29 protein-coding genes and 1 pseudogene are annotated in these 26,345 nt (G+C 30.9%); 11 read left to right on the forward strand and 19 right to left on the reverse strand.

Annotated elements, in window-relative coordinates; all coding sequences use genetic code 11:
* Window positions 1–5: 5 nt before the first annotated feature.
* The 16 genes from HZY31_RS07405 to HZY31_RS07480 all read right to left on the reverse strand — a co-directional run bounded on the left by HZY31_RS07405 (window position 6) and on the right by HZY31_RS07480 (window position 12,533).
* Complete coding sequence (locus HZY31_RS07405; protein WP_297318765.1) at window positions 6–374, reverse strand: hypothetical protein; 369 nt, start codon at window positions 372–374, stop codon at window positions 6–8.
* Between the two features lie 8 nt (window positions 375–382).
* Window positions 383–784 (reverse strand): hypothetical protein, encoded by a 402-nt coding sequence (locus HZY31_RS07410; protein WP_297318766.1) that lies wholly within the window; start codon window positions 782–784, stop codon window positions 383–385.
* Entirely contained in the window at window positions 784–4,242 is a 3,459-nt protein-coding gene (locus HZY31_RS07415) for a DUF2341 domain-containing protein (RefSeq protein ID WP_297318767.1), read from the reverse strand. The genes HZY31_RS07410 and HZY31_RS07415 overlap by 1 nt, the downstream gene beginning before the upstream one ends.
* A 13-nt stretch (window positions 4,243–4,255) precedes the next feature.
* Window positions 4,256–4,498: a hypothetical protein gene (locus HZY31_RS07420; RefSeq protein ID WP_297318768.1), complete on the reverse strand. Its 243-nt coding sequence runs from the start codon at window positions 4,496–4,498 to the stop codon at window positions 4,256–4,258.
* A complete protein-coding gene (locus HZY31_RS07425) occupies window positions 4,489–4,851 on the reverse strand; it encodes a hypothetical protein (protein WP_297318769.1) in 363 nt (120 codons plus the stop codon). The genes HZY31_RS07420 and HZY31_RS07425 overlap by 10 nt, the downstream gene beginning before the upstream one ends.
* A 28-nt stretch (window positions 4,852–4,879) precedes the next feature.
* The gene (locus HZY31_RS07430) at window positions 4,880–6,304 is read right to left on the reverse strand and encodes an ATP-binding protein (RefSeq protein ID WP_297318770.1); all 1,425 of its coding nucleotides are present in this window, start codon (window positions 6,302–6,304) and stop codon (window positions 4,880–4,882) included.
* A 4-nt stretch (window positions 6,305–6,308) separates the two neighbouring features.
* The gene (locus tag HZY31_RS07435; RefSeq protein WP_297318771.1) at window positions 6,309–6,995 is read right to left on the reverse strand and encodes a site-specific integrase; all 687 of its coding nucleotides are present in this window, start codon (window positions 6,993–6,995) and stop codon (window positions 6,309–6,311) included.
* 2 nt (window positions 6,996–6,997) lie between these two features.
* Entirely contained in the window at window positions 6,998–7,945 is a 948-nt protein-coding gene (locus HZY31_RS07440; protein WP_297318772.1) for a hypothetical protein, read from the reverse strand.
* A 12-nt stretch (window positions 7,946–7,957) separates the two neighbouring features.
* On the reverse strand, window positions 7,958–8,377 hold the full coding sequence (locus HZY31_RS07445) for a hypothetical protein (RefSeq protein WP_297318773.1): 420 nt from the start codon (window positions 8,375–8,377) through the stop codon (window positions 7,958–7,960).
* A gap of 10 nt (window positions 8,378–8,387) precedes the next feature.
* On the reverse strand, window positions 8,388–8,531 hold the full coding sequence (locus HZY31_RS07450; RefSeq protein ID WP_297318774.1) for a hypothetical protein: 144 nt from the start codon (window positions 8,529–8,531) through the stop codon (window positions 8,388–8,390).
* A gap of 304 nt (window positions 8,532–8,835) precedes the next feature.
* Window positions 8,836–9,390 (reverse strand): hypothetical protein, encoded by a 555-nt coding sequence (locus HZY31_RS07455; RefSeq protein WP_297318775.1) that lies wholly within the window; start codon window positions 9,388–9,390, stop codon window positions 8,836–8,838.
* 110 nt (window positions 9,391–9,500) lie between these two features.
* Window positions 9,501–9,884: a hypothetical protein gene (locus tag HZY31_RS07460; RefSeq protein WP_297318776.1), complete on the reverse strand. Its 384-nt coding sequence runs from the start codon at window positions 9,882–9,884 to the stop codon at window positions 9,501–9,503.
* A 346-nt stretch (window positions 9,885–10,230) separates the two neighbouring features.
* Complete coding sequence (locus HZY31_RS07465; protein WP_297318777.1) at window positions 10,231–10,410, reverse strand: hypothetical protein; 180 nt, start codon at window positions 10,408–10,410, stop codon at window positions 10,231–10,233.
* Window positions 10,411–10,436: 26 nt separating this feature from the next.
* Window positions 10,437–10,823, reverse strand: a complete 387-nt coding sequence (locus HZY31_RS07470) for a TFIIB-type zinc ribbon-containing protein (protein ID WP_297318778.1) — start codon at window positions 10,821–10,823, stop codon at window positions 10,437–10,439.
* 18 nt (window positions 10,824–10,841) lie between these two features.
* A complete protein-coding gene (locus HZY31_RS07475) occupies window positions 10,842–10,970 on the reverse strand; it encodes a hypothetical protein (RefSeq protein ID WP_297318779.1) in 129 nt (42 codons plus the stop codon).
* A 453-nt stretch (window positions 10,971–11,423) separates the two neighbouring features.
* Entirely contained in the window at window positions 11,424–12,533 is a 1,110-nt protein-coding gene (locus HZY31_RS07480; RefSeq protein ID WP_297318780.1) for a DNA topoisomerase IV subunit A, read from the reverse strand.
* A gap of 214 nt (window positions 12,534–12,747) precedes the next feature.
* Between HZY31_RS07480 and ftsZ the strand changes: the two genes are divergently transcribed.
* From ftsZ to HZY31_RS07500, 4 genes are all read left to right on the forward strand, one after another.
* Window positions 12,748–13,842, forward strand: a complete 1,095-nt coding sequence (gene ftsZ, locus HZY31_RS07485) for a cell division protein FtsZ (protein WP_297318781.1) — start codon at window positions 12,748–12,750, stop codon at window positions 13,840–13,842.
* Between the two features lie 10 nt (window positions 13,843–13,852).
* Window positions 13,853–14,083, forward strand: coding sequence for a protein translocase SEC61 complex subunit gamma (locus HZY31_RS07490; RefSeq protein WP_297318782.1), 231 nt, complete (start codon window positions 13,853–13,855; stop codon window positions 14,081–14,083).
* Between the two features lie 88 nt (window positions 14,084–14,171).
* Window positions 14,172–14,615 (forward strand): transcription elongation factor Spt5, encoded by a 444-nt coding sequence (locus HZY31_RS07495; RefSeq protein WP_297318783.1) that lies wholly within the window; start codon window positions 14,172–14,174, stop codon window positions 14,613–14,615.
* Between the two features lie 95 nt (window positions 14,616–14,710).
* Complete coding sequence (locus tag HZY31_RS07500) at window positions 14,711–15,217, forward strand: 50S ribosomal protein L11 (RefSeq protein ID WP_297318784.1); 507 nt, start codon at window positions 14,711–14,713, stop codon at window positions 15,215–15,217.
* An 8-nt stretch (window positions 15,218–15,225) separates the two neighbouring features.
* Here the strand turns inward: HZY31_RS07500 and HZY31_RS07505 are convergent, their stop codons facing one another.
* Window positions 15,226–16,245, reverse strand: coding sequence for a phosphatase PAP2 family protein (locus HZY31_RS07505; RefSeq protein WP_297318785.1), 1,020 nt, complete (start codon window positions 16,243–16,245; stop codon window positions 15,226–15,228).
* Window positions 16,246–16,321: 76 nt separating this feature from the next.
* On the opposite strand from HZY31_RS07505, the gene cas6 reads away from it, so the two are divergent.
* The gene (cas6, locus tag HZY31_RS07510; protein WP_297318786.1) at window positions 16,322–17,041 is read left to right on the forward strand and encodes a CRISPR-associated endoribonuclease Cas6; all 720 of its coding nucleotides are present in this window, start codon (window positions 16,322–16,324) and stop codon (window positions 17,039–17,041) included.
* Here the strand turns inward: cas6 and csa3 are convergent, their stop codons facing one another.
* Window positions 17,042–17,647, reverse strand: coding sequence for a CRISPR-associated CARF protein Csa3 (csa3, locus tag HZY31_RS07515; protein ID WP_297318787.1), 606 nt, complete (start codon window positions 17,645–17,647; stop codon window positions 17,042–17,044).
* A 170-nt stretch (window positions 17,648–17,817) separates the two neighbouring features.
* On the opposite strand from csa3, the gene HZY31_RS07520 reads away from it, so the two are divergent.
* The 6 genes and pseudogenes from HZY31_RS07520 (at window position 17,818) to cas1b (ending at window position 25,628) form a co-directional block, all read left to right on the forward strand.
* A complete protein-coding gene (locus HZY31_RS07520; protein ID WP_297318788.1) occupies window positions 17,818–20,397 on the forward strand; it encodes a hypothetical protein in 2,580 nt (859 codons plus the stop codon).
* A gap of 19 nt (window positions 20,398–20,416) precedes the next feature.
* Window positions 20,417–21,463: a type I-D CRISPR-associated protein Cas7/Csc2 gene (cas7d, locus tag HZY31_RS07525; protein WP_297318789.1), complete on the forward strand. Its 1,047-nt coding sequence runs from the start codon at window positions 20,417–20,419 to the stop codon at window positions 21,461–21,463.
* A gap of 1 nt (window position 21,464) precedes the next feature.
* Window positions 21,465–22,097, forward strand: a complete 633-nt coding sequence (locus tag HZY31_RS07530) for a type I-D CRISPR-associated protein Cas5/Csc1 (protein WP_297318790.1) — start codon at window positions 21,465–21,467, stop codon at window positions 22,095–22,097.
* Window positions 22,098–22,115: 18 nt separating this feature from the next.
* Window positions 22,116–24,107: a type I-D CRISPR-associated helicase Cas3' gene (gene cas3 / locus HZY31_RS07535; protein WP_297318791.1), complete on the forward strand. Its 1,992-nt coding sequence runs from the start codon at window positions 22,116–22,118 to the stop codon at window positions 24,105–24,107.
* A gap of 22 nt (window positions 24,108–24,129) precedes the next feature.
* Window positions 24,130–24,647 (forward strand): annotated as a pseudogene (gene cas4, locus HZY31_RS07540) (CRISPR-associated protein Cas4).
* 12 nt (window positions 24,648–24,659) lie between these two features.
* On the forward strand, window positions 24,660–25,628 hold the full coding sequence (gene cas1b, locus HZY31_RS07545) for a type I-B CRISPR-associated endonuclease Cas1b (protein WP_297318792.1): 969 nt from the start codon (window positions 24,660–24,662) through the stop codon (window positions 25,626–25,628).
* On the opposite strand, the gene cas2 is transcribed toward cas1b, so the two are convergent.
* Entirely contained in the window at window positions 25,625–25,882 is a 258-nt protein-coding gene (gene cas2 / locus HZY31_RS07550) for a CRISPR-associated endonuclease Cas2 (protein WP_297318793.1), read from the reverse strand. The two genes, cas1b and cas2, sit on opposite strands and share 4 nt — an antisense overlap.
* Window positions 25,883–26,345: the final 463 nt, after the last annotated feature.

The following is a 26,345-nucleotide window of genomic DNA, read 5'->3' on the forward strand; positions in this document are numbered from 1 at the left end:
CCAATTTATTCTGTTCCTGAGTAGTGATAATATGCAATTGCCCCAACGACTGATATGATAGTAATAAAGAACATTAAGTATTTCACAGGCCCTTCTGCGAAGGATGACGCCCCTAAACTAAACAATATTGATGTGAATGCAATATGGGCTGGATTCTTACTTCTGATTGCTACAGTTACTGTTGGAAAAAACCAGATTAAAAAAACCCAATACTGCCCTAATCCTGCCATAAGGAATTCCTTTGAAAGCGTGTAATAAAAATCAAGAGGATGAGAAACACTTGTATTTTCAAGAGTTTTCATGATTGTAGTGTTGGAAATGTTCATATCTGGAATTTGGATATCAGGGACATCTGGAATAGTTATATTTGTCATACTTCCACCTATGGGGATGTAATTTGCTTATTTCTAAAGAATATGTCCCAAACCACTAAAACATAAGCTAAGTAGCTAACTATTGTAAATATTGTGGTCAATGGCTGAATTATCGGTGAAAATCCAGCCATAGCATTGACTACATTAGCCGTGAGTAAAGGGCCAAACACTACTATTTGAATTAAGAGCAATGCACCGTTAATAATTAGAGCAACTGCTGCAAATGTTGCATCTATCGCTGAAAGCTTATCACTCTGAAAGAAATCTTTTATATTGTCATCTATATTGTGTAAAGTGTTTTCAAAAGAGCTCATTAGCCCTGAATCAAAAGAAATGTCAAATGAAGGAGCAAGCAAGGGAATTATCAAATTCACAGTCACAATGAACATTAAATACCTTGAGTAGTTCATTACCATCCCCTCTTAATCTTCAAAGCGAGTGGTATTATTATCATTAGGAACAATACGGCCTTAAGTTTGTAATCCAACCAATCTAAGAAGCCTATTATTTCTAAGAAGAACATCATAGCTAAAGTAGCCACAGTAGCAGCTTCTACATGTATGTATGAGAAAGTTACTAATGTTAAGAACAATATTGCTATACTAACCCATTTCTTCCAACCCTTTAATAGCTCAAATCCTCCCCCTTCCAATGGCCTATAAATGAATGCATTAAATGTTTTTTCTCCACCGTCCCATACTAAAATCATCTTTATTTTCCAAAATGCTGATGAATTTCCTACATTGATTTTTATTGTTTGTTCAGGAGCTGTAAAGGCATTTGAGTATATCAATGTGTTATTCTCATCATAAACACTGACATTGAGCATTTTTGCATCTCCAATCCATTTGTAGCTTAGCGTAATGTTTTCTCCGTCATAGTTCGTTGTATATACCACCATTGGCTGAGACATTGGAGGAGTCACAGGCACAATGATTAAACTACCAATATCTGATTCTGGCTTGGTGTAATCAATCAATTCCGCATCAATTGCTGTTTTTTCTTCTTTCAATGTATTGTCTATGTAAATTTTGTAAGTATATCCTTGAACAACATATGTATCTACTGTTTGCACATTTTTAAACTCGGTAATGACTCTGTCAGCCATATCTGTTATTTTGACATCATGAGTTTCAGCTAATCTAATTAACCACTCTACCAATGTCGCTTTGTTCGGTTCTGCCCAGATTACTGAAAGATTATCTTCCCCAATACTGTAGTAGATTTTTCTGACTTTTCCGCCCTCGATAACTGTTAATGAGCCTCCAGCTGGCGCTTCAAAACTCATAGTTGGGCTATAGTTGTCTGGTGTGATAACATATTTCTTAATTACAGAATCTCCTGAGAAAATTAAAGTTAAATTCTCGCTTATGTTATTAAGAAGTTCATATCCCGCACCTTCTGAAGAAATACTTGTTTCATCGTAGAAAGTTACATTTTTGATGACTATAATATCATTATTGGTTGCAATTGGGGATGTTTGAGTAATTACGAGTAATGGGTTCGTTGCAGTGTTGTAGACTTGGTAGTAATCAACTTTTGTTGTGATATTTTGAATTTGGTGATATTTGAGTTCGGTCTGATAGAGTGCTTTGATTTCTTCTTCGCTTAAAGCCCTGTTGTAGATTCTGACGTCGTCGATTGTTCCATTAAAGAAAGATCTTGCACCATAACTTCCAATGTAAAAGTCAGTAGTATGATCTAATGGAGGTCGTGTTTCATATACTTCTCTTACAAGATTGCCGTTAACATACAGCTTTATGACATGTTGTGAGCTATCATATGTTAACGCAACAAAATACCACTTGTTATAGTCCCTTGATTGATTGTCCCATATGAAATCCCTGCCAACTGTACCATCTGGATTAAAAAACCATAATGAACCTAAGAATCTATCATTATAGAAAAATATACCATTATCTGTTCCTATCTGTCCTACAACATTTTGCCATGTAGCATTTGATTGTGGACGTACCCATGCACAATATGTTACTGAATATGTAACATTTAGTGTTTCTGAATATGGTATTTCAACATAATCGTCCACTTCATCAAACTGCAACGCATAACCATACTTACCTGTGGTCCATGTCGCCCCGTAAATTGTCCCATCATTTCCGTTCCCAGTTTCATCGTGTGCTACTGTTCCCTCCCCCTCCTCCTCATCAAAACTCCAATATGCAACAGGTTTTGTGAATGCCCCAGTCCAAACACCAACGTGTCCATTGGTATAGGTTGAATCTGACAATTGTTCAATGATTTTTCCATCAAGCATTGCTGTGATGTTGTTGCCTTTTCTTTCAACTTCTAAAATGTGCTCTTTTGCATCTTCAATTGTTGCCCCACTGTAATACCCATTTGCATTGCTGTCTAAATCAAAAGCCACTCCTGAAATCGCTTTTGCATCAACTTGGATGACATCAACACTTGCGTTTTTTGCTAAACCAAGTCCTGGAACTTCAACTTGAAAATCTGTCAGTGAGTAGTTGTTCGGGTTGTAGATTTTGACTTCCCAGTAATCTCCTTTGTCTGTAACTGTAACATTTGGTTCAATTGGAGCATATTTTCTAACGAAAAACCAGTCATATTTCACATCACCAGCTTCTGAGCCAGGATATTCCCTAATACCGACATAACCATCCCTAATCCATGGGGAGTCCCATGTAACTGTTTTAATTAGTGTGTAATTTGGATACATATATTCATAAACATACGCTGAACCATTGTAGCATGATTTAGCAACTCTCCATACGTTATATGTTGTTGGGATACTTGATGAGCTTTTCAGGGTGTATGACCTGCTTGATTTGTCGTATATTTCAATGGCACCTGCGTCAGGTCTTGCTCTTAGCAATACGAAGTTATTGATATCTGAACAACTCATGACGATTTGGTCAAACTCTGTAGTCCCCGATGTTGATTCTGGACTGATTCTAATCCCCTTGACTTCAACGACAGAATCTTTTGAAAAGTTTATTTTTGAGACAATTACTCCATCACTGTCTGTAGATTCTCCATTCCATACTAAATATCCATTTGACACTATCCAATTTCCTCCAAGAATTTGCCATTTGTTTGTATCAATTGACGACTCACTAAAGTCATCAAAGAATTCAAAAACTTTTGAACCGTTAGGTTGTCCAGTTCCGTTTTTGTAAATTCTTAATGTTATTGTCCCGTTTGCTGGAATGTTAACTTTTGTCCACAAATCCCCATTATCATCAACCCAGTAGGGTAATTTTTCTGTAGGTTCTATGTGGAATTTTATTCTGAACACTTTGTTTGTGTCGGTTATGTTGCTATTCGTATCTACAATGACTTCTTTTTGCCCTATTGGAGTTAAAAAAATCAAATTGCTATTGTTAGTATATACACAATATGTATTATAATATGCAGTATCTGCAATATCTACGGAACCATCTCCGTTCCAATCAACGGTTTGTAGTGTAATAGCAGACCAATTCCCTCTATCATTGAAATCTGTAAAGTAAATGAAAACCTTATCTGGCTCTTCTGTTGTAGAATTCAATACATTAGAATCGAAATAAACATCTACAATATTATCTCCAACTGTCCAATTTTTAATAAACCAAACTCTAACCGTGTCATTATCTAAAATCTCGCACCAATGTGGTAAAATCTTCCCTGTCGCATCATCAACTACTAAAATTTTGTGTTGCCAGCCATCCGTCAATACTAATGAATCTTTCCATGTTGAAACATTCAAATCAACATAAGTAGTCACATCAGTGTATGTATCAGGACTGTTAAAGACATAGCTAACTTTGTATTTCATGTCCGAGATTGATTCTCCAGTAACAGAGGCTATAAACAGCATTGCTAAGAGTGCGAGCAGTAATTTTCTCATGATACTCACCGTTTTATAGAGGCCCTGAAACTGTGTCTTTCCTTGCAACAAATAAAAAGTGTCCTATTATAATCCCAAATATCACTATCAAAGGCAATAATTTCCAAACCCATGCGATGACTATAGTTACTTCTGGCATCCACCCATTTGTTTGAGCCATTTCTAAGAAAAAGTTAAAAATTGGCGTTGTTAGCCACCATGCAACTGCAACTCCTATGATTTCAACAATTAGCCAGATTGAAGGTGCTACAGCCATATTACCACCATGCTAATTAATAAGAAAGGAATATAAGGAAGTTTTCTCTTTTTTGTAATCAAACCGTATATTTGTAAAATTATCCCCCCAAGTAAAGATGATATTAACCCATGCCAACCAAATAATACCACTGTAGGAATGATAACTAAAACATCCCCTATTTCAAACATTCTTAAAGCAAATAACAGCCCCGATATAGCCACTCCAATGATTATCCATTCTAAGCTACCAAATGCTGTTAATAGTATGCAATATAGTGTAGCTGGAAGGAGAGGGATGCTCATGTATTGATAATCCTCATAAGCAAAGTAAATTAATCCAACTAAATAAATTAATATTATCAAATCTACCATTCTATTCCCTCCTATATAATTAGCATACTTATTCAGAAGAAGATGTGGCAACTTGTTCTTTCTCTTTTAGCAGTTTATAAATAAGATTTCTTACCTTCCTTGCTGTTTTTTCTCCAATGTTGTATTTCTCTGCTATAAATGCTACTGATATCTTACCTTTATGTGGCCCTTTGCTAATGTATGCTTCTTCACAATCCAACCAGTTTTCAATGAAATCCCTTGCTATTTCAGATAAAAGCTTGTCATTTCTCATTAATTTTACTTCTTCCTCAATTTTCTCTAAGTATTTTGAAGTTACATTCTTATCTCTAAGTTCTTCATAGATTTTAGCCAAGTCAGCTGGAACTCTTGGAACTTTGAATTTCAGCAAATAGATATTATAGTCATCTTCATAATAATACGGCTCATAAACAACTTCTAACTTATCCTTTTGCATGTCAAATTTACTTTTTACCCTGTATATCTCACATCTTTGCTGTTCTTCCATAACAATGTAATGAGTTACTCTTTTTCTCAGTCTTCTAATTGTATCTGAGATATCCCTTGCCGTAAAAATAACTGTCAATCTTAAGTATCTAAATAATTGTAAATATCTATCAAATAATATATTTTCAAGCTCCCATGATGTGAGAGCTGAAGCAGCTGCCCCAACTTCATCAAAAATTATAACCTTCCCCATTAGGTTTTTTCTTTTCATTTCGTTACATCTCTCTATAAATTGTGGAATATCGAAAACAATTTGTTCTTCTGGCTCAAAGTCAGGGTCTATTTCTCTTGCTAATGCCAGTGCAGTATATGACTTTCCTACTCCATGCTCCCCCTCTATGAAAATCAAATTGTTTGTATTCCTTTCAATCCTTGTGTAAATGTCATCAAAAAATACGCTCGCAAATTCATCATCTTTTTTTAGGTCGGCATATACAGTTTCTACTGGCTTAGGCAATACATTGTGTTTATAGTAGTCAATAATCAAATTTTCAACGTATTCCGCAATATCTTGCCCTCTCTGGGGTTTTTCTATGTCTATATCATAAACAATGTTGGAAACTGCCCAAAGGTATAAAGCTCCAATATATTTTAACTCATATAACTCCGTTAGATTTATTGCATCTACAACATCTTTTAAGGTCCTCAATAAAATGTCCGCCCTCCCCAATTTTGTGTAGATTATGTTACTCTTTCTAATTTGTCTTAATGCCATTGCAAGATTTTCAAATACATCTTTTTCTCTGTCATAGTGTATATTTGCCCATCCGCATATAATCCTTGCTGAGTTCCTAATCCTCTTTATCAATTCTTGAGGATGAATCATTGGATTTGATGCAACATTATAAATTGTAGTAGCAATTGAGAGAATGTGATGCCTAATTAAATCATATCTGTTTAAGTATTCACTTTCATCATCCTGTGATTGCATTCTGTAAATTTTGAATAATTTACTACTGTATCTCATAATCTCACTCTTCTAATTTAGTTTTAGCTTGTTTTAATTTTTGTTTCAAGTCTGGACTTTTCAATCTAACATATCTGAATGTTACATCTCCATTAGTATGTCTCATTACCCTCTGCACGTCCTGAACGGGTAGTCCTAAGTCGTTAGTCAAATAAACACCAGTACTGTGCCTAAGAGCGTGAGGAGATATTCTCCTTCCAAGGGTTTCTTTTGAATATCTATAGATAATGTTTCTTACTTGTCTTTCTTTTATATCAACCAAAAAATCTTCATCTTTTCTTGTATTGAGCCATTCTTCCCAGTATTTCAAATGTTTCTCTGGTGTGTGGTCTATAGGTACTTCAACATATTTGATTAGCCCGTTTTCAAATCTTTCGTATGGGTCGATGTAAGGGTCGTCTGGGAATTTTTTCCAGTATCGTTTTTTTAATTGAGGAACATAGTATGTTTTTTCTTCTAAATCCACACAAAATTTCTGGGATAGTAAAAATTCCGTTAATCTTGCCCCTGTGAAAAATAAAAATGAGAATATAAAACAATCCCTTAGGAATTTCTTACCTTTTTTTCTGTGCTGCAAAACCCTATATCTACTCCAAAGACCATTACAAATTAATTCCAATTCCTCAAAAGTTATGTATTCTATCCTCACCCCTGTGTAAAAATCAATAGTTTGAATTGGGAGGGAGGGCATGATTATCCACCAAAGGATTTTACTATAATATAGGTTACAGTTGGTGCGGCTATCAATGCAACAATCAAAGTAATCCACTTGAGAATCTCTATAAAGCCTTCATCTCTCATCCCTCTTACATAACCTGCCAAGTAATATCTTTGAGCTTTCGCTTTTTTGATTTCTGGGTTCTCATTTCCTAAGACCTTTGTAACATCTTGTAGTTTTATTACTCCCCAAGGAATCTCATTAATTGCATCTTCAATTTGTTCAATTTCTTTCCTTTCTTTATTTAGTTCTTCCTCAAGTTTCTTTATTTCCATTTCAATTTTTTTCCTTGCCTCTCCATCTGCTATATCCAAATCTCTTTTTAATTTTCCAATTTTTTCTAAAATTTCTGCAATTCTTTTATTTTTCATGTCCATAAATTTCTTAACATCTGATTTCGTTTTAAAACCAAGTTTTCTTAAGTTTTGTATGACATTTGCATATTTAACTGGAATAACTCTTCCTGAAGCCCCATTGACGAAAACTACTGGAACTCTGTAGTAATACACAACATCCCCTGGTGCAAACTCAAATCTTGCACCTGTTGCTTTATCTTTCACTTCCCTTACTGAGAAATCTATCTCTCCAACTGTGGTGTCCATTACTCCCAATTCATCCACGAAAAATATTATGCATTCGTTTGCTTTCCTCAGTAGTTTGATTTTTACCAGCTCTAAAACAAACTCTGGTGCGTAAAATCTTATAAACAGCACTATTAATGCACAGATACCGAATATTATTATTAAAAGCCCGTAAATTACAACATTTAGTGAGCTATATGGTGTGTAAAGTAGGAAAAATCCTACAATACATAAAAATATCCCAAAAATTGGGGCTATAAGAACCTTGTAAATCAAAGGGATTTTTATATCTCTTATCCCATTTAGATATTTAATGACGTCATTAATGGCTCTCTTGTCCATTATCCCCCCACCTTACCACAATTTTTTTTCTGGAGGCTTCTCAGACTGTAAAGCAACATGTTTCTCCGTAGCTTTCTTAATTAAGAATCCTCCAATACTCTTTCTACCTCTTGTTAAAACCGCCACATCCAAATTCCAAAACTCTCTGTTATGTTTTTCCTCAAGCTCTTCAGAAGGGATTGTTTCATATTTTTCCAGATAAACAGCTGTTGCTAACAATCTAAGCTCCTCTATTTGTTTTTCATTTAAGTGTGATGTTGTTATGTCCTTGTTTAAAAAGCCCCAGAACTCTCCCAAAATTTCCTTATCTATTTCAAATGCTTCTGCAGCAAAATAAACAAAATTATCTTTTAAAGCCGTTTGTTGTTGTTCTTGAGTAGATTGATTCAACATTGCAAAAATCTGTGCTTTTAGAGCATCCATCTCGTCCATTTTTAACACCTTAATACTCTTCTTTTCTTGTAAAGGCTAAAAATGCGTGTTGGATTCCTCTGATTATGCAAATAGACATGAAAAGCCATGCTAAGTATTGCAGATACCTTACTCCTTCATAATGTGTTTTTACAACTTCAACTGTGTTGTTCACGACCAAAGCCGTTGTTGAATGCACATCTACAGCCATTCCAAGTATTAGAAATATTAAAAATGCAATTACATTGAAAATTATCCTTTTTCCTCCCCAAGTTACAAAACTTACCCCGAAAAACACCAATGCTAAAATCCACAGCAATATGTAAATTGTCAAACTTATCATACTCCCACATTGCCTATTTTATGAAATCAGAATTTTCTACAGTATTAAAAAAATAAAAAAATTAGATGGAGTTATCACCTCTTCTTTCTCCTTCCAGATTTCTTTCTCTTTCTTGTTCTTTTTCTTCCAGCCATTTTTATCTACCTCCGCCTCCCATACCTTTCAAGTATCCAATGATAACTACGGCCCCTAAGACAAGTACTGATAATGCTAATATAATTAAACCAGCTTTACCTGTGCTAAATACAGAATTTATCAGATTGATAGCCTCTGTATCGTTGTTTTCAGTTGCAACTTGAACTGCAGTTCCTTTAACTTGGGTCATTATTAATACTCCAATTATCAATGCAACTAACAAAACAATACCAGCTATTGCAATTTCAACGTTAGCTGGAACTCTCTGTAATGCTTTTCTTGATGTTGTTATAACAAGAGAGTGCATCTGTGCGTATGTGAATTGTGGAGCGAAAGGCAATGGTCTATTATCTGACATCAATATAGCAATTGCTTGCTCATCTCCTTCAACAGCCTTAACCAACAGTTGCAAGTTCTCTTTCATTGAAGCATCTGAGAATATAACTCCATTCCAAGATTCTAAATATCTTCTGATTTTCTTCATTTCTAACATTTTTATAATCATTTTAGCAAAAGCCTCGAATGGCAATATTGATGCAACCTGCATAGCTCTCATTTTCTTCACCCGACCTCATTTGTGCAACGCTACTAAGAGTATTGTCGTTGCCATCCCAGCCACATTCCAACCTTCAACATTCATCCCTCCATATAATATAGCATACTTATTCACTGCCAGAAGACTTGCCCCTTAGTTTCATTTAAAATTTCAGAAACGATGTCTAAGCATGTATCTATGATATATTGTTCTTTTTTCTTCATTTTTTCTTCTGCTTTTGCCTGAAGCTCCATATATGTGCTTATTCCTTCAGTCTCAATGTTAATTTTATCAAACTCTATTAAAGCATCCTCAGCCTTCTGTAAATCTTTTTTAAGATTTTCCACTTTATTTTTCTCCAATAAAGCACATGTGATTGTTAGTAAAAATTTAGTGTTATCTATTAATGCTTTTAAACGAGTTTGAGGAGGAATCTGTATCTGATTAATAATATTATGTATTGTGGCAATTGCTTGAATTACCAGATGTTGCAAAGATGAGGTGGCATTCTGCATTTCCAACACCTCCATATAATATAGCATACTTATTCCCGCAGAACCCCCCGGCCCCCCCAATGCGTGCCACGATACCCTTAATTTTATTTATAATATGGTGCGTGCCTGCCGAGTTGGTGAAGTCGGCACTCTTTGAGCTGGAAAAAGGCGAAGTTGCCGAAAAGTGTAGAATTCGGCAATCTGCCACTCACAAACAGCAAAAGCAAAACTATAAATACCAAAATAGAAAAATAAAATGTAGTATTGTTTTTTAGGCTCAAAAATTTACTTAGCTTTTAGTATCGTTGCCTTTTCTATACTCACATACGCAAATACACTGATTTATATAGAGATAAAAATTATGACCTTATTTATAAACCTCTTCTGGCAAAAAATACAAAAAGAACCACCACGCCATTATCCCAATTCCTACAAGAGTTAAAATCTCTGCCAAATCTGAGCCAATAATATATAATATAAATGATATAATTATATCCAAACACAGCAAAGAAAAATAAAACAGCAAAATAAATTTTTTAGCGTTCATCTTATCCCAAAACACATTAACATATACTAAAAAACCTCTTTCACCTTAAAAAATTCCAAAAATAGTTTTTCCATATCTCTGGAGATAATGTTGTTAGGTAGTCCTCTCTGATTGTACTGCATTATAAACCTATCAAAATAAGCAATGGCATCTCTTTTACCATATTTAAGACAAAGTTGCTGAAACTTCTTAAGCATCTTTTCCCTACCCTTTTTCCTCTTATATCTTCTGTTTCTTTCATAGTGCCTTATCTTCCCAGCTATATTCTGCAACCCCATCATGTCATATTTAACTTCTAAAACAACAGCTATACTCTCAACAACATATCCACACATAGAACAATATAACTCATCCCTCCTCTCATCAAAAATAAAATTAGAACCTCCGCAGAGATGACATTCTAAATTAAACATAATATCACTTCTTTCTTCTTAATGTCCTTCCCTCCTTGGAAGTATGTTATCAACAATCTCCAAGCCCTCGTCAATTAGCTCCTTTGCCTTGCTAAGCTGTTCTAAAATCATCCTCAGATTAATCATTGATAATGTATATTCATCCATTCCCTCACCGTACAAAAATGTTAAATAATTAAATTAGCACATTTATAATATTTATACATTTCGATTTATTATTAAAAAATTTAGTCCAGCAGTGTAGTAATCCAAAAATAGGAGTCCTACAACTAATTTATTGAGATTTTAAAAAAATAGCCATAAGTTACATATTGGACTTATACCAATGTTTGATAAAAAAAGTTATTTTCCAATAAAAAGAAATATTTTTTAATTTTATATTAGTGGTTTATAAATCAGTCCTTGAGATCCAGTGGGGCTTTGCCCCGCCTGGGTTCAAATCCCAGCCCCTGCGCCATTTTTATTTTAGATATTTGTATTAATTAATCTAAATATTTATATAAAAATGGAAAAAGTAGTTTTATCATTAAAACATGAAAAAATATAAAAACAGAAGATTGTAGAAGGAAACGGAAATAATAACATCATTTATATTATTTTTTAAGGTAGCCAAGTACTCTCATCTTTAATTTTTTCTGGTAAGTAAGTATTTACTACATACTTTAATCCATATTTTGCTAAAGATTGTTGTTCTGCTCTTACACCCATATCAAGCATTTGTTTTAATGCCTTCTGCCATTCTGGAAAACTTCTTACGAAATCATCATTCTTTAAACCATCTTTTATTCTCTTAATATCTTGCTCCTTTAAAGGATGTGTTGGCAAATCATAATCAATAATATCTTGAGGAGTTACACCTATTAATCTTGCCGCAGGAATTGAAAGTTTATCTGCCAAATGTATTGCTTTACCACTACCTACTTTTAAAGTTCTATATATGTTTAAATATCCATAAGGATCTCCATCAGTGAATACTAAAACTGGTAAATCGTGTTCTTCGTTAAGCCTTTTTATGAATCTTCTTGTAGCTCTTGCTGGAACTCCTTTTAAAGAAACCAATATACAGTTATGTTTATCCCAAAATCTTTCAGCGTTTAATCTCGCAAACATACCAGATGTTTCAATAGCTAATACAAAGTCAGCATTGGTTTCAAGATTTAACTTAGTTACATCGTTTGGAATATTATATGCTCCAGTTCCTAATTTTGTACAATCTACAACCAATTCTCCCTCAGGAGTTTCTTCAATAATTTTTAAAGGCCCTACAACTGCGGAACCATCCTCCTCTGGAATAAATCCAAGATGTTCTCTCAATACCCCTAAAGTTGCCTCTAAATCTTCAATAACATTGTTTGATGCTTGCTGATCATCAAATCTCGCTTCACCCCAGTTTTTTGAAACATAATAAGCCTCTCTTAGAGTAGAAAAATCATCAGATTCTAATAATTGTTTAGCAAATTCTAACATTTTTGCAGTTTGAGCAAAGATTTTTGCCTGATTTACAGTTAAAGTTCTTACCTTCTCTTTACCTACCAAAGTAAATGAACCCTTTTTTCTATCAAATACAGCATTAGATAAACTTCTTATTGGCATTGTTATTTTTGGCCTTTTACCTTTCATTAAGTCATCATACATTTTTTTAGCTAATTCAATAATTTTTTGTTTTGCAATTTCTCTTGGTTTTTTAGAAATAGAAGGAAGTTTTACCATAATAGTCACCGGATAATTCCTTTCAATATAAGATAACAATATTAAAAATCAACCAATAGATTTTTATAATTGGATAATAATTATATTGATAAACTTACTCGTAGCATATATAAAGTTATGCTATTATATAATTATTTAGAGTTTATGAATACATCTATAATTTACTGTATTATTTTTATTATCATAATTAAATAACCATTATGGAGGTTATACCGTGAAATTTTTGAAAAAAATATTAGATGAAGAAAATAAGTTTGAAGGAGTTAATGAATCAGAGTTTTCTCCCGAAGACAAGGAGTTATATAAATATTTGCAGGAGACTAAAGCTAAAATAACAGTTGTAGGTTGTGGAGGAGCAGGAAATAACACAATTACAAGATTAAAATTAGAAGGAATAGAAGGAGCTAAAACTATTGCGATTAATACAGATGCTCAACAGTTAATAAGGACTAAGGCAGATAAAAAAATATTAATTGGTAAAAAATTAACAAGAGGTTTAGGAGCAGGAGGTAATCCAAAAATTGGTGAAGAAGCGGCAAAAGAAAGCGCTGAAGAAATTAAAGCGGCAATTCAAGATTCCGATATGGTATTTATAACCTGTGGATTAGGTGGAGGAACAGGGACAGGATCAGCTCCAGTAGTTGCAGAAATAGCCAAAAAAATTGGAGCATTAACTGTAGCAGTAGTTACTCTACCTTTTGAAATGGAGGGTAAAATTAGAATGAAAAATGCTATGGAAGGATTAGAAAGATTAAAACAACATACTGATACATTAGTTGTAATACCTAACGAAAAGTTATTTGAAATCGTTCCAAATATGCCTTTAAAATTAGCATTTAAAGTGGCTGATGAAGTTTTAATCAACGCCGTAAAAGGGTTAGTAGAATTAATAACCAAAGATGGGTTAATTAATGTGGACTTTGCCGATGTAAAGGCAGTTATGAGCGATGGAGGCTTAGCGATGATTGGAATCGGGGAAAGTGATAGTGAAAAGAGAGCTAAAGAAGCTATAAATATGGCACTAAACTCTCCACTGTTAGATGTAGATATAGATGGAGCTACAGGGGCTTTAATTCATGTTATGGGTCCAGAGGACTTAACATTGGAAGAGGCAAAAGAAGTAGTAGCCACAGTGTCTTCAAGATTAGATCCTAACGCTACAATAATTTGGGGAGCTACTATTGACGAAAAATTAGAGAATACAGTTAAAGTTTTATTAGTAGTTACAGGAGTTCAATCAAGAATTGAGTTTGGAGAAACTGGAATTAAAAGAAAAAAGACAGAGTTATTGAATATCCCAAAAATTTAAGGGGATAACAATGAATATAGATATTGATATTAATAAAAAAATAGATGAATTTAAGGAATTTCTTGAAGAGTGTAAAAGAGTTTGGTTAGTAATTAAAAAACCTACAATGGAAGAATATATAAATGTTGCTAAAATTACAGCATTGGGAATAACATTATTAGGTGTAATTGGTTACATAATCCATGTCCCTGCGACATATATTAAAAATATAATAAAACCTCCAAGCACTCCAAATGTATAAAAATAATTTAAAGCCTTTTTTATGTTTTTTATTTAATTTTAATACTAAATGATTTATATTTTTGGATTAAAATATTTAAGGTGATATTATGATTTTTGCTGTAAGAACTATGGTTGGTCAGGAGAAAAATATTGCTGAATTAATGGCAAGTAGAGCTGAAAAGGAGCAATTAAATGTTTATTCAATATTGGCTACTGAGTCTTTAAAAGGGTATGTATTAGTTGAGGCAGAAACAAAAGGGGATGTAGAAGAATTAATAAAAAGAATGCCAAGAGTTAGAGGAATAGTTCCTGGAGCTATAGCCATTGAAGAAATAGAGCCATTACTAACTCCAAAGAAAATTATTGAAAATATTGAGAAAGGAGATGTTGTTGAAATTATTGCAGGTCCTTTTAAAGGAGAAAGGGCTAAGGTTATTAGAGTAGATAAAAATAAAGAGGAAGTTACATTAGAACTTGAAAATGCTATGGTTCCAATTCCAATAACATTATCTGTTGAAGGTGTTAAGATAGTTTCAAAACATAAAGATTAATATTAGTTAATTAGGAATAACTTTATATATTCCATATATTAACTTTATTTAAGCATCTGATACAATATCTTATTTTTTAACTGAGGTGAGACATTATGGCTAAGGAAGTTGTAGAAGTTTTAATTACTGGTGGTAAGGCAACAGCAGGGCCACCATTAGGACCAGCAATTGGTCCTTTAGGAGTTAATGTTATGCAGGTTGTCAAAGAGATTAACGAAAAAACTAAAGACTATGAGGGAATGCAAGTTCCTGTTAAAATTATAGTAGATACTGAAACAAGAAAATTCGAGATTGAGGTTGGAATTCCTCCAACAACCGCTCTAATAAAAAAAGAGTTAGGTATAGAAACAGCAGCTCACGAACCAAGACACGAAGTCGTTGGTAACTTAACATTAGAGCAAGTTATTAAAATTGCAAAAATGAAAATGGATTCAATGTTATCATACACTTTAAAGAATGCTGTAAAAGAAGTTTTAGGAACTTGTGGCTCTATGGGAGTAACGGTTGAAGGAAAAGATCCTAAAGAAGTTCAAAAAGAAATTGACGCTGGAGTATATGATGAATATTTTAAAGAAGATGAAAAATCTAAACAAAAAGAATAATTTTATTTTTAACTTTTCTTTTTTATTTTTCCCCATATATCAATTAATTTTAATCTTTCTATATATTTTTCTATATTAAGTTTTGTTAAATATCCGCAAAATATTCCAATTATTAAACCACCAATAACATCGAAAGGATAATGAACACCTACATAAACTCTACTGTAACCTACAAGAATGGCCCAAATTAAAAATATAATTCCTATTTTTTTTGAGTAGTTTAATAGTATAGACGTTGCCAAAGTAAAAGATAAAGTCGTATGTCCACTTGGAAAACTTGGCTCATAACCTTCGTAACATAGAAGATGTATATTATTTAAAACTAAGTAAGGCCTCGGCTCGTTTATAAAATACTTTAAAAAATATGCTATTAATACAGATAAAAATAAGGCAAATACTAACCTTAATCCTAACTTTCTATTTTTTAAATAGATTAAAGTCGTAGTTATAAAAACTATGGGATACACTGTCTTAGAGATAAGTAGCATAATAATATCTAATATATAATTATAGTGTGTATTTATTAAATAAAAGAAATAAATATTAAGGTTGTATAACTTATTTATATTATTATTTAGCATATTCCCAAAAAATGCCTCAATTAAAAATCTTGGAGCTCTACCAATAACTGTTGCTATCGTAAATATCAATATTCTAATTTCAAAGATTCCAGAGAGCCACGCAACAACTTTGTAAGGTATCGGAGTAAATCCTGCCAAAATTATTCCATAAGCCCCATATTTATTAAAAAACTCCTCCCCTTTCTGTAAATACTTCTCTCCAAAAAGTTTTACAAATATTGGATGTCCTAATTTGTATCCTAAGTAATAGCCAAATAATCCTCCTAAAGTAATTCCAATTGAAGCAACAATTGCTGATATTATAGGATTTAATCCAAAAAAAGGAGCACTTATTATAAAAATGTCTGGAGGAATTGGTTGAATAAATGCCTCTGTAAATGATATTATAAATATTCCAATGTATCCATAATTTTTTACCATTTCTGTGGCAACTGCATATAAATCCACAATAATCACCCAACTTTATAATAACTGCGTATTTATATATAGAACTTTTGGTAATTAACCTATAATGAGGGAAAATATGAGAATGGAGTTGGAATTACAAACAGATAATTTTACAGTTATTCCTTATAATCACCAGTATTATTTAGCGTCAGCAATATACAATAAAATTCACTCTGCAAACCCAAAATATGCAGAGAAATTACATAACTATCAAAAATTTAAATTTTTTACATTTTCTTTGTTACAAATTAGAAGGAGAGTTATTAGAAAGGAGGGAATAGAAACTATTGATGGAAAGGCATATCTTTATATTTCCTCACCAAAAAATGAATTTATAGAGAACTTTGTTGAGGGTTTATTGGAAGATGGAGAGTTAAGAGTTGGAAAAATAAACTTTTATGTAAAAAGAGCGAAAATTTTACCAATTCCTAAAAAGTTTAACATTTTAAAAACAATATCTCCAATATATTTAAAAACTGTAATCCCAACAGAGGACAATAAGTTAAAAACATATGATTTGCTTCCAAATTCTTCAAAATTTTATGAAAATTTAAAAAATAATTTAAAGAAAAAATATGAAGCATTTTATAATGAAAAATGCTCCTTAGATTTTGAATTTGAAGTTTTAAAATATAAACCTAAAAGAATGAAATTAAAGGAAAATGTCTATTGTAGATGTTCTGAAATGGTGTTTAAGGTTTGGGGAGATTATGAACTAATAAAATTTGGTTATGAGTGTGGATTTGGAGAGAAAAACAGTTTAGGATTTGGAATGGTTGTAAATATTGATAAATAATTAAATTAATTTAATTATTCTTTTTCTGCCTATTTTTTCAGTTTTTATTAATCCTTTACTTTCTAATGAATTTACATACTTTATAATTGCTGGTAGAGAAACATTAAACTCTTTTGCCAACTCAGTTATTGTCTTCTCTCCCTCATTTAATGATGCTAAAATTTTTCTTTCAAATTTTGTTAAATTGTATGGATGTGCTATTTTTGGGAGTTCTATAATCCTCTTTTTATGCACATAAACTATTTTATCTACTTTTTGGAATTCATATAATGAGGCATAGAGTAAAGCGAGAGATGTTATTTTTCTACCACCAGTTATATTTACAATAACTTTATTATCCTCTTTTTTTATAATATCCCTTAATATCTCAACATTTTTCTCAAACTCTATCCCATTTATTTTTACCTCTTCACATTCAATTCCCAGCATATTGCATAACTCTTTTGCTTTTTTTAAGGCCTCATCAACTTTTTTTAAATCATCTTCTTTAACATATTCTTCTTTATCTTTTGAATATACAAGAATTACTTTTTTTGCACCATACTCAGCAATTGGTTTATAAATATGCTCAGCGTGAAACCCTATGTTTATTATGTGCGTTGTCATTTTTATCCCTCATTTTATCACTACCTTTTTTAAGATTAGTTAAGGTTAATAAATATTTCCAAAAAACTTAACCAAAAAGGTTAATAGTTAAATTTATATATCAAGAAATGAATGTAAGAATATAGTGAAGCAACTGATATTATTGGTAAATTATACCCTAAGGTGTAATCATGGAAATTAAAGTAAAACCCAAAAAAATCTTTAAAACTAAGTTATTCCAAGATGAAACTAAAAACTACTTCAATAAAGTTTTTATCAATCTATTTAAAAAATATCGCTTAAAGCCAGCAAAAGGGGGAAAATCTTTTGAGGAAAAAGTTAAAAGTGGAGAGATTGAAGCAAAAGACCTTCCAGATATGAGTTATCCTATGCACATACTAAATGGAATAATTCCTTCTTTAAAAGTTTTAGAAAATAGATGGCTAAATAAAGGTTTAATAGATGAAAATTATGATGATAACGACATAAGAATGCTTTTAAAGTGTCTTTTAATTGCATTTACATTTCACGATATAAATAAATTGCACAATGAGATTGATTTAAAATCTTCAATAGAAAAATATTTTGAAGATGATTTAAAAAATTTAAAAATTGAATTAAGTGAAGAAGAAAAAGATATTGTGAAATATCTTATATTGGCAACAGAGGAGAGAACAAGATATATTATTCCAGATGAGAAATTACCAACAAGGAGGGGGTTAAATAGATTAATAAAAGATGATCTAATTGAGATTATACACTTAGCAGATAGTATTTCCATACCAATTGAAAACTATACTGAAATAGCAAAAATTTGGAAAAAATTGAAAGAGTATGTAGATGTAAATGTATTCTACTTTGACGACATTCCTTATGAAGTTCTATCAAGGTTTATCGTTGAGAGATTAAGAGAAAATGTAGATTGTTATGTTATATCTCCAAGAGGTTTTATTTACGAGGGTAATTTAGAAATAGATGAGAATTATTTAATAAAATCATTTGAAGAATTTTTGTATAGAAATACTGAAAAGATGGTTAAGATTGATAGGCAAAAGGCACAACTGGATATATTTAGATTTATTGAGATTTCAGAAGATAGAATATTAAGATTAATTGATTCATTAGATGACTCTATATTTTATAAAGACATATCCAAAAAGGATGAAGAGGCGAGAGATGTATTTACAAAAAAGATTGAAGATTTTAGTGAGGAGGAATTTAGAAAATTTAAACTTTTAAAATTGTTATTACAATTAACTCCAACGGAAACTAATGAAAAAAGTATTAAAAAACTAAAATCTAAGTTTGAAGAAAAATATTTTAAAATAGATAAATATTTCGATTTAGATAAGGACTTTGTTGATAGAGTTAAAAATGCAGATACAGGGTTAAAAAACTATCTAAAACTATACATTGCTACAAAAAAAGGATTTAATGAGAAAGAGACACTATCTGATTTAATAACATTGTTAAAAACAAATTACAGTGGTTCTGAGAGAGTAAATTTAAAAGAGATTATTAATGAACTGTTAGGATACGCCCATTTAAATGGAAAGAAGATAAAGGAAATAAAATTTGAAGATATTGGTTCAAAAAAGAATATATGCTCATTATGTGGGAGAGAATCATCTATAATAGCAACAGAAAATTTATGCTTTGGATTTAAGCCGAGAGGATTTACAAATAGAACAGTAGTTTCTTTATCAAATACAAAAAAGAATATTTGCCAATTGTGTTTAACTGAGGTAACATTTAGAAAATTAATATTTGGAAAAAAAGAAAATGTTCAAGCAGTATATATAGATGCTTACGACTACTTTATTCCAATAATGGACGAAAATTTAACAAAATACATTGAAAGCGTTAGTGAGAATATAGGACTTTGGGATAAAGATGCTAAGGCATTTATAAAGGCAATTTATGGATTTAATGTAAAAGTGGAAGAGGAATTATTTCCATTCTTAATGACTTTCGTTGATATTTCCAAACAAATTGATTTTATAAGATTTTATAGAAAAATTTTAGATTTTATTTATGAAACTGGCTTTAAGTTTTACTTAACATATCCATTTAATCCAGATAAAGTAAAAAAAGAGACGATAATCTTTGATTATACAATAAAATCTTTCAAAAAATTAGGATGGGATAAAGTTAGACTCGATGAAATTGAAAAAATTAGAAATGAATTTGAATTGCTTTGGAAATTAGGATATGCCTTAAAAGGAGGCTCAAAATCTGATAATATAATAGTTTCGTTATTCAATGATTATGCTGACAATCCTATGGCATTTTACTTTTATCTCTTCAAATTATCCTATCCACTATCATTTGCTGAAAAATACGACTTAAATATTATAAATCAAAGAATTGGGGTAGAAAAAATGAACATTATTGAAAAATTGGCTGACATTGCCTCAGATATAGAGTGGGCTAAGGGTAGTGCATCCTCAAAAACCTCTATGATTAGAGAAACTTTGGAGGTGTTGAAGATAGGAGTAAAGAAGGGCTATAAGGATGAGGAAATAAAATCCTTAATGGCTGGGATGCTTTATAGGAAATATCCTTATTCAAGTAAGAAAGAGAAAATTGAAGAATTTTGTGGTGTGTTATATGATGAATTGTTTAAAGGTTTATGGAAGGGAAAACTTCCTTCAAAAAAAGAACTTAGATACTGGATATATGCATTTGCTTATCATTATGATTTAAAATCCAAAGAAAAAAGAAAAGAACAGAAAAAATTAAAAGACGATGAAATCAAAGAATCTCAATAAATAAAATGGGGTGATGACAATGGCAAAGCAAAAGACATTATCTGAATATGTATATAAAAAGTATCTTGATTTTGATGACAATGTTGTTAATGAGTTTAGAGAAAAACTCTACTCAATAATTCCAAAAGAGTATTTCCAAGATAAGTATGGGAAAAGAACTCCAAATGTGATAAAGGTAGCAACAATAAGAACTACAACTGGTTATTTAATTAATCGTTCAACAGAGCCAGATGAAGTTATAAGCACAACAATAGGAAATAAAGATGTTGTAGTAATTCCTTCAAGAAAATTAAAATCAAGAGAAAAATTGACAGGATTAATTTTGTGTAGAAAATTTAAAGTAGTTCATCCAGAGGTTGAATACAACTTCATAAAAAAATCAGAATATTTAGCAAATCCAAACTCCATAGTGTTTGGAGATAGCGTAACGCAATCAAATGAAGCCGTTGGATTACCTTCAAGAGTTATTTACGAATGGGCATATTCAATTAGAGACAAAGATGAAATAACAGAGGAATTAACTCACAATGCTTTAAGTGAAGAAGGGACAATGTGGGATAAAAGTGAAGGGACTCAAAGACAGAGTTTGTTTGAAATTCAATATGTCAAGCCAGGAGTTTATTTCCCACAGTTTTTAACATTCTATGACATAACACCAGAAGGATTTATCCACGCTTTAATCTCTCATTTAAAAACTACCAGATATGGAGCTCAATCAAATGTTATGGATGCAAATATGAAAAATGAAATTATAAGTATAGCGTTAGATACCTTTGAGCCTCCAGTGTCATCCTATCTAATTTCAAAGGAGTTTAATGGAGAAGTAACTTATGAAAATGTAAAAGAGTTTGTTAAAGAAAAATTAAGAGAAAATTCATCAATGTTAATTGAAAATGAGAAGTTAGAAGAACTTTTAAAGTTAATTGATGAATATTTAAAAGATGAAGAAAAATTGAAGCAACTTTATTTGAGACATTTAAATGATTGCATAAACTACTTAGTTGAGTGTAAAATAATTAAAAAAGAAAAAGATGTTAAAAAGTTATTAGAAGAAATGGGTGTCTAATATGATTAGACATTATAAAATAACTCTTCTCTCTCCTTTATTTTGTTATAACAAGACAGAGGGAGGGGTTGCATCAACAGAGCCATTTATTGGAGATATTTCTTTAAATTATGCATTAAATTTTGCATTGGCTAAAAAGAATGAATATACTTACCAAATAAAAGATAAGCCAGATTATGAAGAGATTAAGGAGTTTGGATTTGTTTGGACCATTGGAAGACCAATATATTATGAAAAAACTCCAATATTTACAAGAAAAACATCAGAAATATCTGATTATATGGTTAGAAGAGATATAATTGAACAGATGGGAAAAGGATTGTTTAAAAATTACTTCCACATTCAAGGAATAAAAGAGGGCTCAATTTTTGAAGCATCTTTATTGACTTTTGAAGATATAAAACTTCCGAAAACATTTACTTTGAGGATAGGGGTTGGTAGGGAATGTCTTTTATTATTTGAAGAAAAAAAGGAAAAACCAGAGGAAATTTGGCTAAATCTCTACACAATTAAGAAAATATTTGGAAAAGATGTAAAATTAAGAGAATCTCAGATGTTAAGATTTGTTCTTTCTCACTATATTATTGGAACGGGGTTTAAAGTTGAAGATTTAGAATATATCTTTTCTAACTAATTTTTTTAGGGGATATTTATGGAATCTTTAAAATTAAAGGTTTCAAAAAAATGTTTGCCTTTTGGAGATAAGGTTATTAGAGGAAACCTTAGATTACATAAATTTCAAGAGATATTTTATTCAGATGTTTCTGAATTAAAGAACGATGTTTATTTTATTGTTGCCCCAACTGGTGCAGGAAAGACATTTTCTTTTGTATTTTCTATCTTATATGCAAAGGACAACAATTATTTAACTTCTAAAAGAGGGTTAATTGTAGTTCCGACAAATGCATTGGCAGAAGATATTGAGAAAACATTAAAAGAGCAAGGAATTAAGGTTGAGGTAATAACTGGAAAAACTTTAACGAAAAAAGGAAAAGAAAGAGGAGAGGAATTAATAGAAAAATTAAAAAATTGCGAAATTGCCGTAACGAATCCAGACATCTTAAACTATATGATAAATAGTGGTTATCACTTACCAAGAAAAAATGAAAAATTTAGACATTTAAAGGGTTTTTCTGATTGGTTAGAGTTTTTCAATGCATTGGATTATGTTATTTTCGACGAATATCATTTATATGATGAGGAGCAAATAGCAAATATTTTAATTTGGTTTCTAATGACAAAAGAGGTATTTAGACAGATAAAATGGTTTTTTGTTTCTGCAACGCCAGAAGAGAATTTAATAGAATTTTTATATGAAAATGGAATTATTCCAGAAGTTATTGAACAACCGTTAAGTAGTGAGGGAAGAGTTATTCAAGGAGAAATGGAAATTGAGTTTATAAAAATTTCTAAGCGTATAGAAAGGAGTTTATTTGGTTATTTGGTTGAAGATGGAAAATTAAAGGAAAATATTAGGGATATTATAGAAAAAGCAATATCTAACAATGAGAAGATTTTGATTATTTTTAATTCTCTGAGAGATGCTATGAAAATGAAATATATTATTGAGAATGAGATTGATGCAGAGGTTTGGGTCAATACAGGATTACAAACGCGAGAAAAGAGTGAAGAGGATTTAAATGAAATTTTAAACAGAACTGATATCATAATAACTACATCAAAGGCAGAAGTAGGGGTTAATTATCCAGTTTCTTTATGTTTTATGGACTCTGGATTATATTTTAGGAATTTTATGCAGAGAATTGGAAGAGTTGGGAGGGGAATGGAGAAATGCAAAATATACTGCGTAATAATAAATAAAACTTATAATAACTTAAAGAGACATTTCAATGAAATCAAAAAAGAAGAATTAGATTATTATGAATTTGTAAATTTGATGAAAAAGGCATTTGAAGATAGAGAATTCAAAAAAGACAAAGTTCCTAAGTTTTGTGGTGCAGTCCTTTGGAGTGTTCTTAACTCTATGAAAGAGTATAATGAAAAATTGACTTATCAAAGAAGAAAAATACTTGAAAATTTAAAGGATAAGTTTCCATATTATTGGGTTTTACATCATCTAAATGAAAAAATAAAGGAAATTGAAGAAGATGAAAATGAGAATATTGTTGATGAAGAAGTAAGAGATGAATTATTAAAGTGGTGGGATACTTTTAAAAATTCTTTCAAAAGGTTTAGGGGAGATAGCGTTATTTGGAAGGTTATCTATGAAGATGGAAGAGAGACAGAATATGACTTATTGTGGATTTTAGATAATGCCTTCGTTGAAGTTGATAAAGAAAATAGGACTGTTATTATTAAAGATTTTAGAGAAAAGAGAGAATGTATTGTTAGAGGAATTTTAACTTTTTCTTTGCTTGATAGAGAATTTCCTTCAACTATTGGCGGAAGTGATATAGGGGAATGGTTTAAATTTTTGTATTCTGATTATATTGGAGATTTATTTCTACAAAAATTAGAAAGTTGGAAAATTTCAAAGGGAAAATACTTTGAAGACGAAAATTTCTTTGAAGAGTTTGTTAAAGAAGTTGAATCACTTTCTCCAATATACTCAAAAAAGAGAATTGAAATTTATGACTTGCTCGTAGATTATGGAGGCATATCCTTAGATGATGAGATTCTTTAAAATTAATTTTTTGGTGTTTTAAATGTCTTCTGAAAATGAATATATTGAAAAAGAACTCTTAATTAGAGGGATTGAAATAAACTACCTCTTTGTCTGTAAAACGAAGTTATGGTATTTTGCAAAAGGAATAACAATGGAACACGAGAGTGATATTGTTGATTTGGGAAAATTTTTACACGAAAAATGTTATTTTGGGGAGGAGAAGGAGGTTTTAATAGGAACTATAAATATTGACTTCATTAAGAAAAAGGACATTGTTGAAATTCACGAGGTTAAAAAAAGTAAGACAATGGAGAAAGCCCACGAAATGCAGGCATTATATTATATTTACTATTTAAAAGATATGGTATTAAAGCAAGGGCAATTCTTAACTATCCAAAACTTAGAGAGACAAAGGAAATAATCTTAGATGGAAGAGAAAAAGAGGTTGAAGAAGCAATAAAAGAAGTTGAGAAAATAAAGTCAATGCCAAATCCACCAAAACCAAAGAAATCCAAAATTTGCAAAAAATGTGCATATTATGAGTTATGTTGGATTTAAGTGGGGGAGATTATGAGGAAAAAATCTCTAACCTTACTATCTGATGGCTATCTTTTTAGGAGAGAAAATACACTTTATTTTGAAAATGCTAATGGAAAGAAACCTTTAGCAGTTGAAGGAATTTATGACATCTATATCTATGGAAAAGTAAGCATAAGTTCTCAAGCATTACATTATTTAGCACAAAAAGGCATTGCTTTGCATTTCTTTAACCATTATGGATATTATGATGGGAGTTTTTATCCGAGGGAGTCTCTCCATTCTGGAGATTTAGTTGTAAAACAGGCGGAGCATTATTTAAATCATGAAAAAAGATTAAATCTTGCAAAACTCTTTGTTATTGGTGGGGTAAAAAATATGGAAAAAAATCTGTCAAAATTTGGAATTAATGTTAAATTTGATGAATTCTTAGAGGAACTTAATTATGCAAATAAAATTACTGAGGTTATGAATATCGAAGGAAGAATTAGAAGTGAATACTATAAACTATGGGATGAGACTTTGCCAGAAGAATTTAAAATCATCAAAAGAACAAGAAGACCTCCTCAAAATGAGATGAACGCTTTAATAAGTTTTTTAAATTCTCGTTTATATCCAACAATAATAAGTGAACTTTACAACACTCAACTAACTCCAACGATAAGCTATTTGCATGAGCCAAGAGAGAGAAGGTTTTCCTTGGCGTTAGATTTAAGCGAAATTTTTAAACCAATAATTGCCGATAGAATAGCAAACAGATTAGTTAAGCAGGGTATTATTCAGAAAAAGCATTTTAGAGACGATTTAAACGGAATACTATTAAATGATAATGGTAAAAAGATAGTTCTAAAAGCATTTAATGGGGAGATGGAAAAGAGTGTTAAACATCCAACATTAAAAAAGAATATTACAAAAAAGAGATTGATAAGGTTGGAATCTTACAAGTTAATTAAGCATTTAGTTAGACAAAAAGATTATGAGCCATTGATATCTTGGTTTTAAATAATATCATCAATTGGATTTTTATCTACTCCATAAATTTCTCTACTTGGTTTTGATTTAAGTTTGTATATGATTATAGAATCTTTATCTTCGTCAATTATATTTAAAAGCCCATCTTTTATTCTTTCAAACTCTGCATCTGTTACCTCTCCTTCAAATACACTATTTTGAACCCAGTTTAAATGCTGTCTGAGAAATTTTTTAACTTTATTTACTCTTGCAACATTCACATCATAAACTATGATTATATACATTTTTCTTCGCCTTTATTCTTTTTAATGATTATAATACTTCTTTTTTTAAATATTTAAAATTATCTTATATATTTGGAATATTATTTTTATGAATTTTATAGTAAATAAATAATATTTACTCTTAAGACTTGATAATATTAAATCGTAAAAAATTTTGAATTTTTATTATACTCTATTACGATTTTTAGGATATTTAATAGTACTATAATATTTTTTTGGTATTTTTCTTATTTTATAATATTGAATTGAAAATTTACCGGGAGTCAATATTACTTTTAAAAAGTATGCAAGTATATAAATTCATAAATTAAATATGTAATAAAGGATATTTTGTCCTTCTTTTATGCTAAAAAGATTATAATTATATTAAAAGATTTGAATTTATATTGCATATTTGTAATATGTTTTTAAAAAATTTTCATATTTGTATAATATTTACTCTCGGGATTTGATAATATCAAAT

It is taken from the genome of Methanocaldococcus sp. (assembly GCF_024490875.1).
In the GTDB taxonomy this organism is placed as follows: Archaea; AGJL01; Methanococci; order Methanococcales; family Methanocaldococcaceae; genus Methanocaldococcus.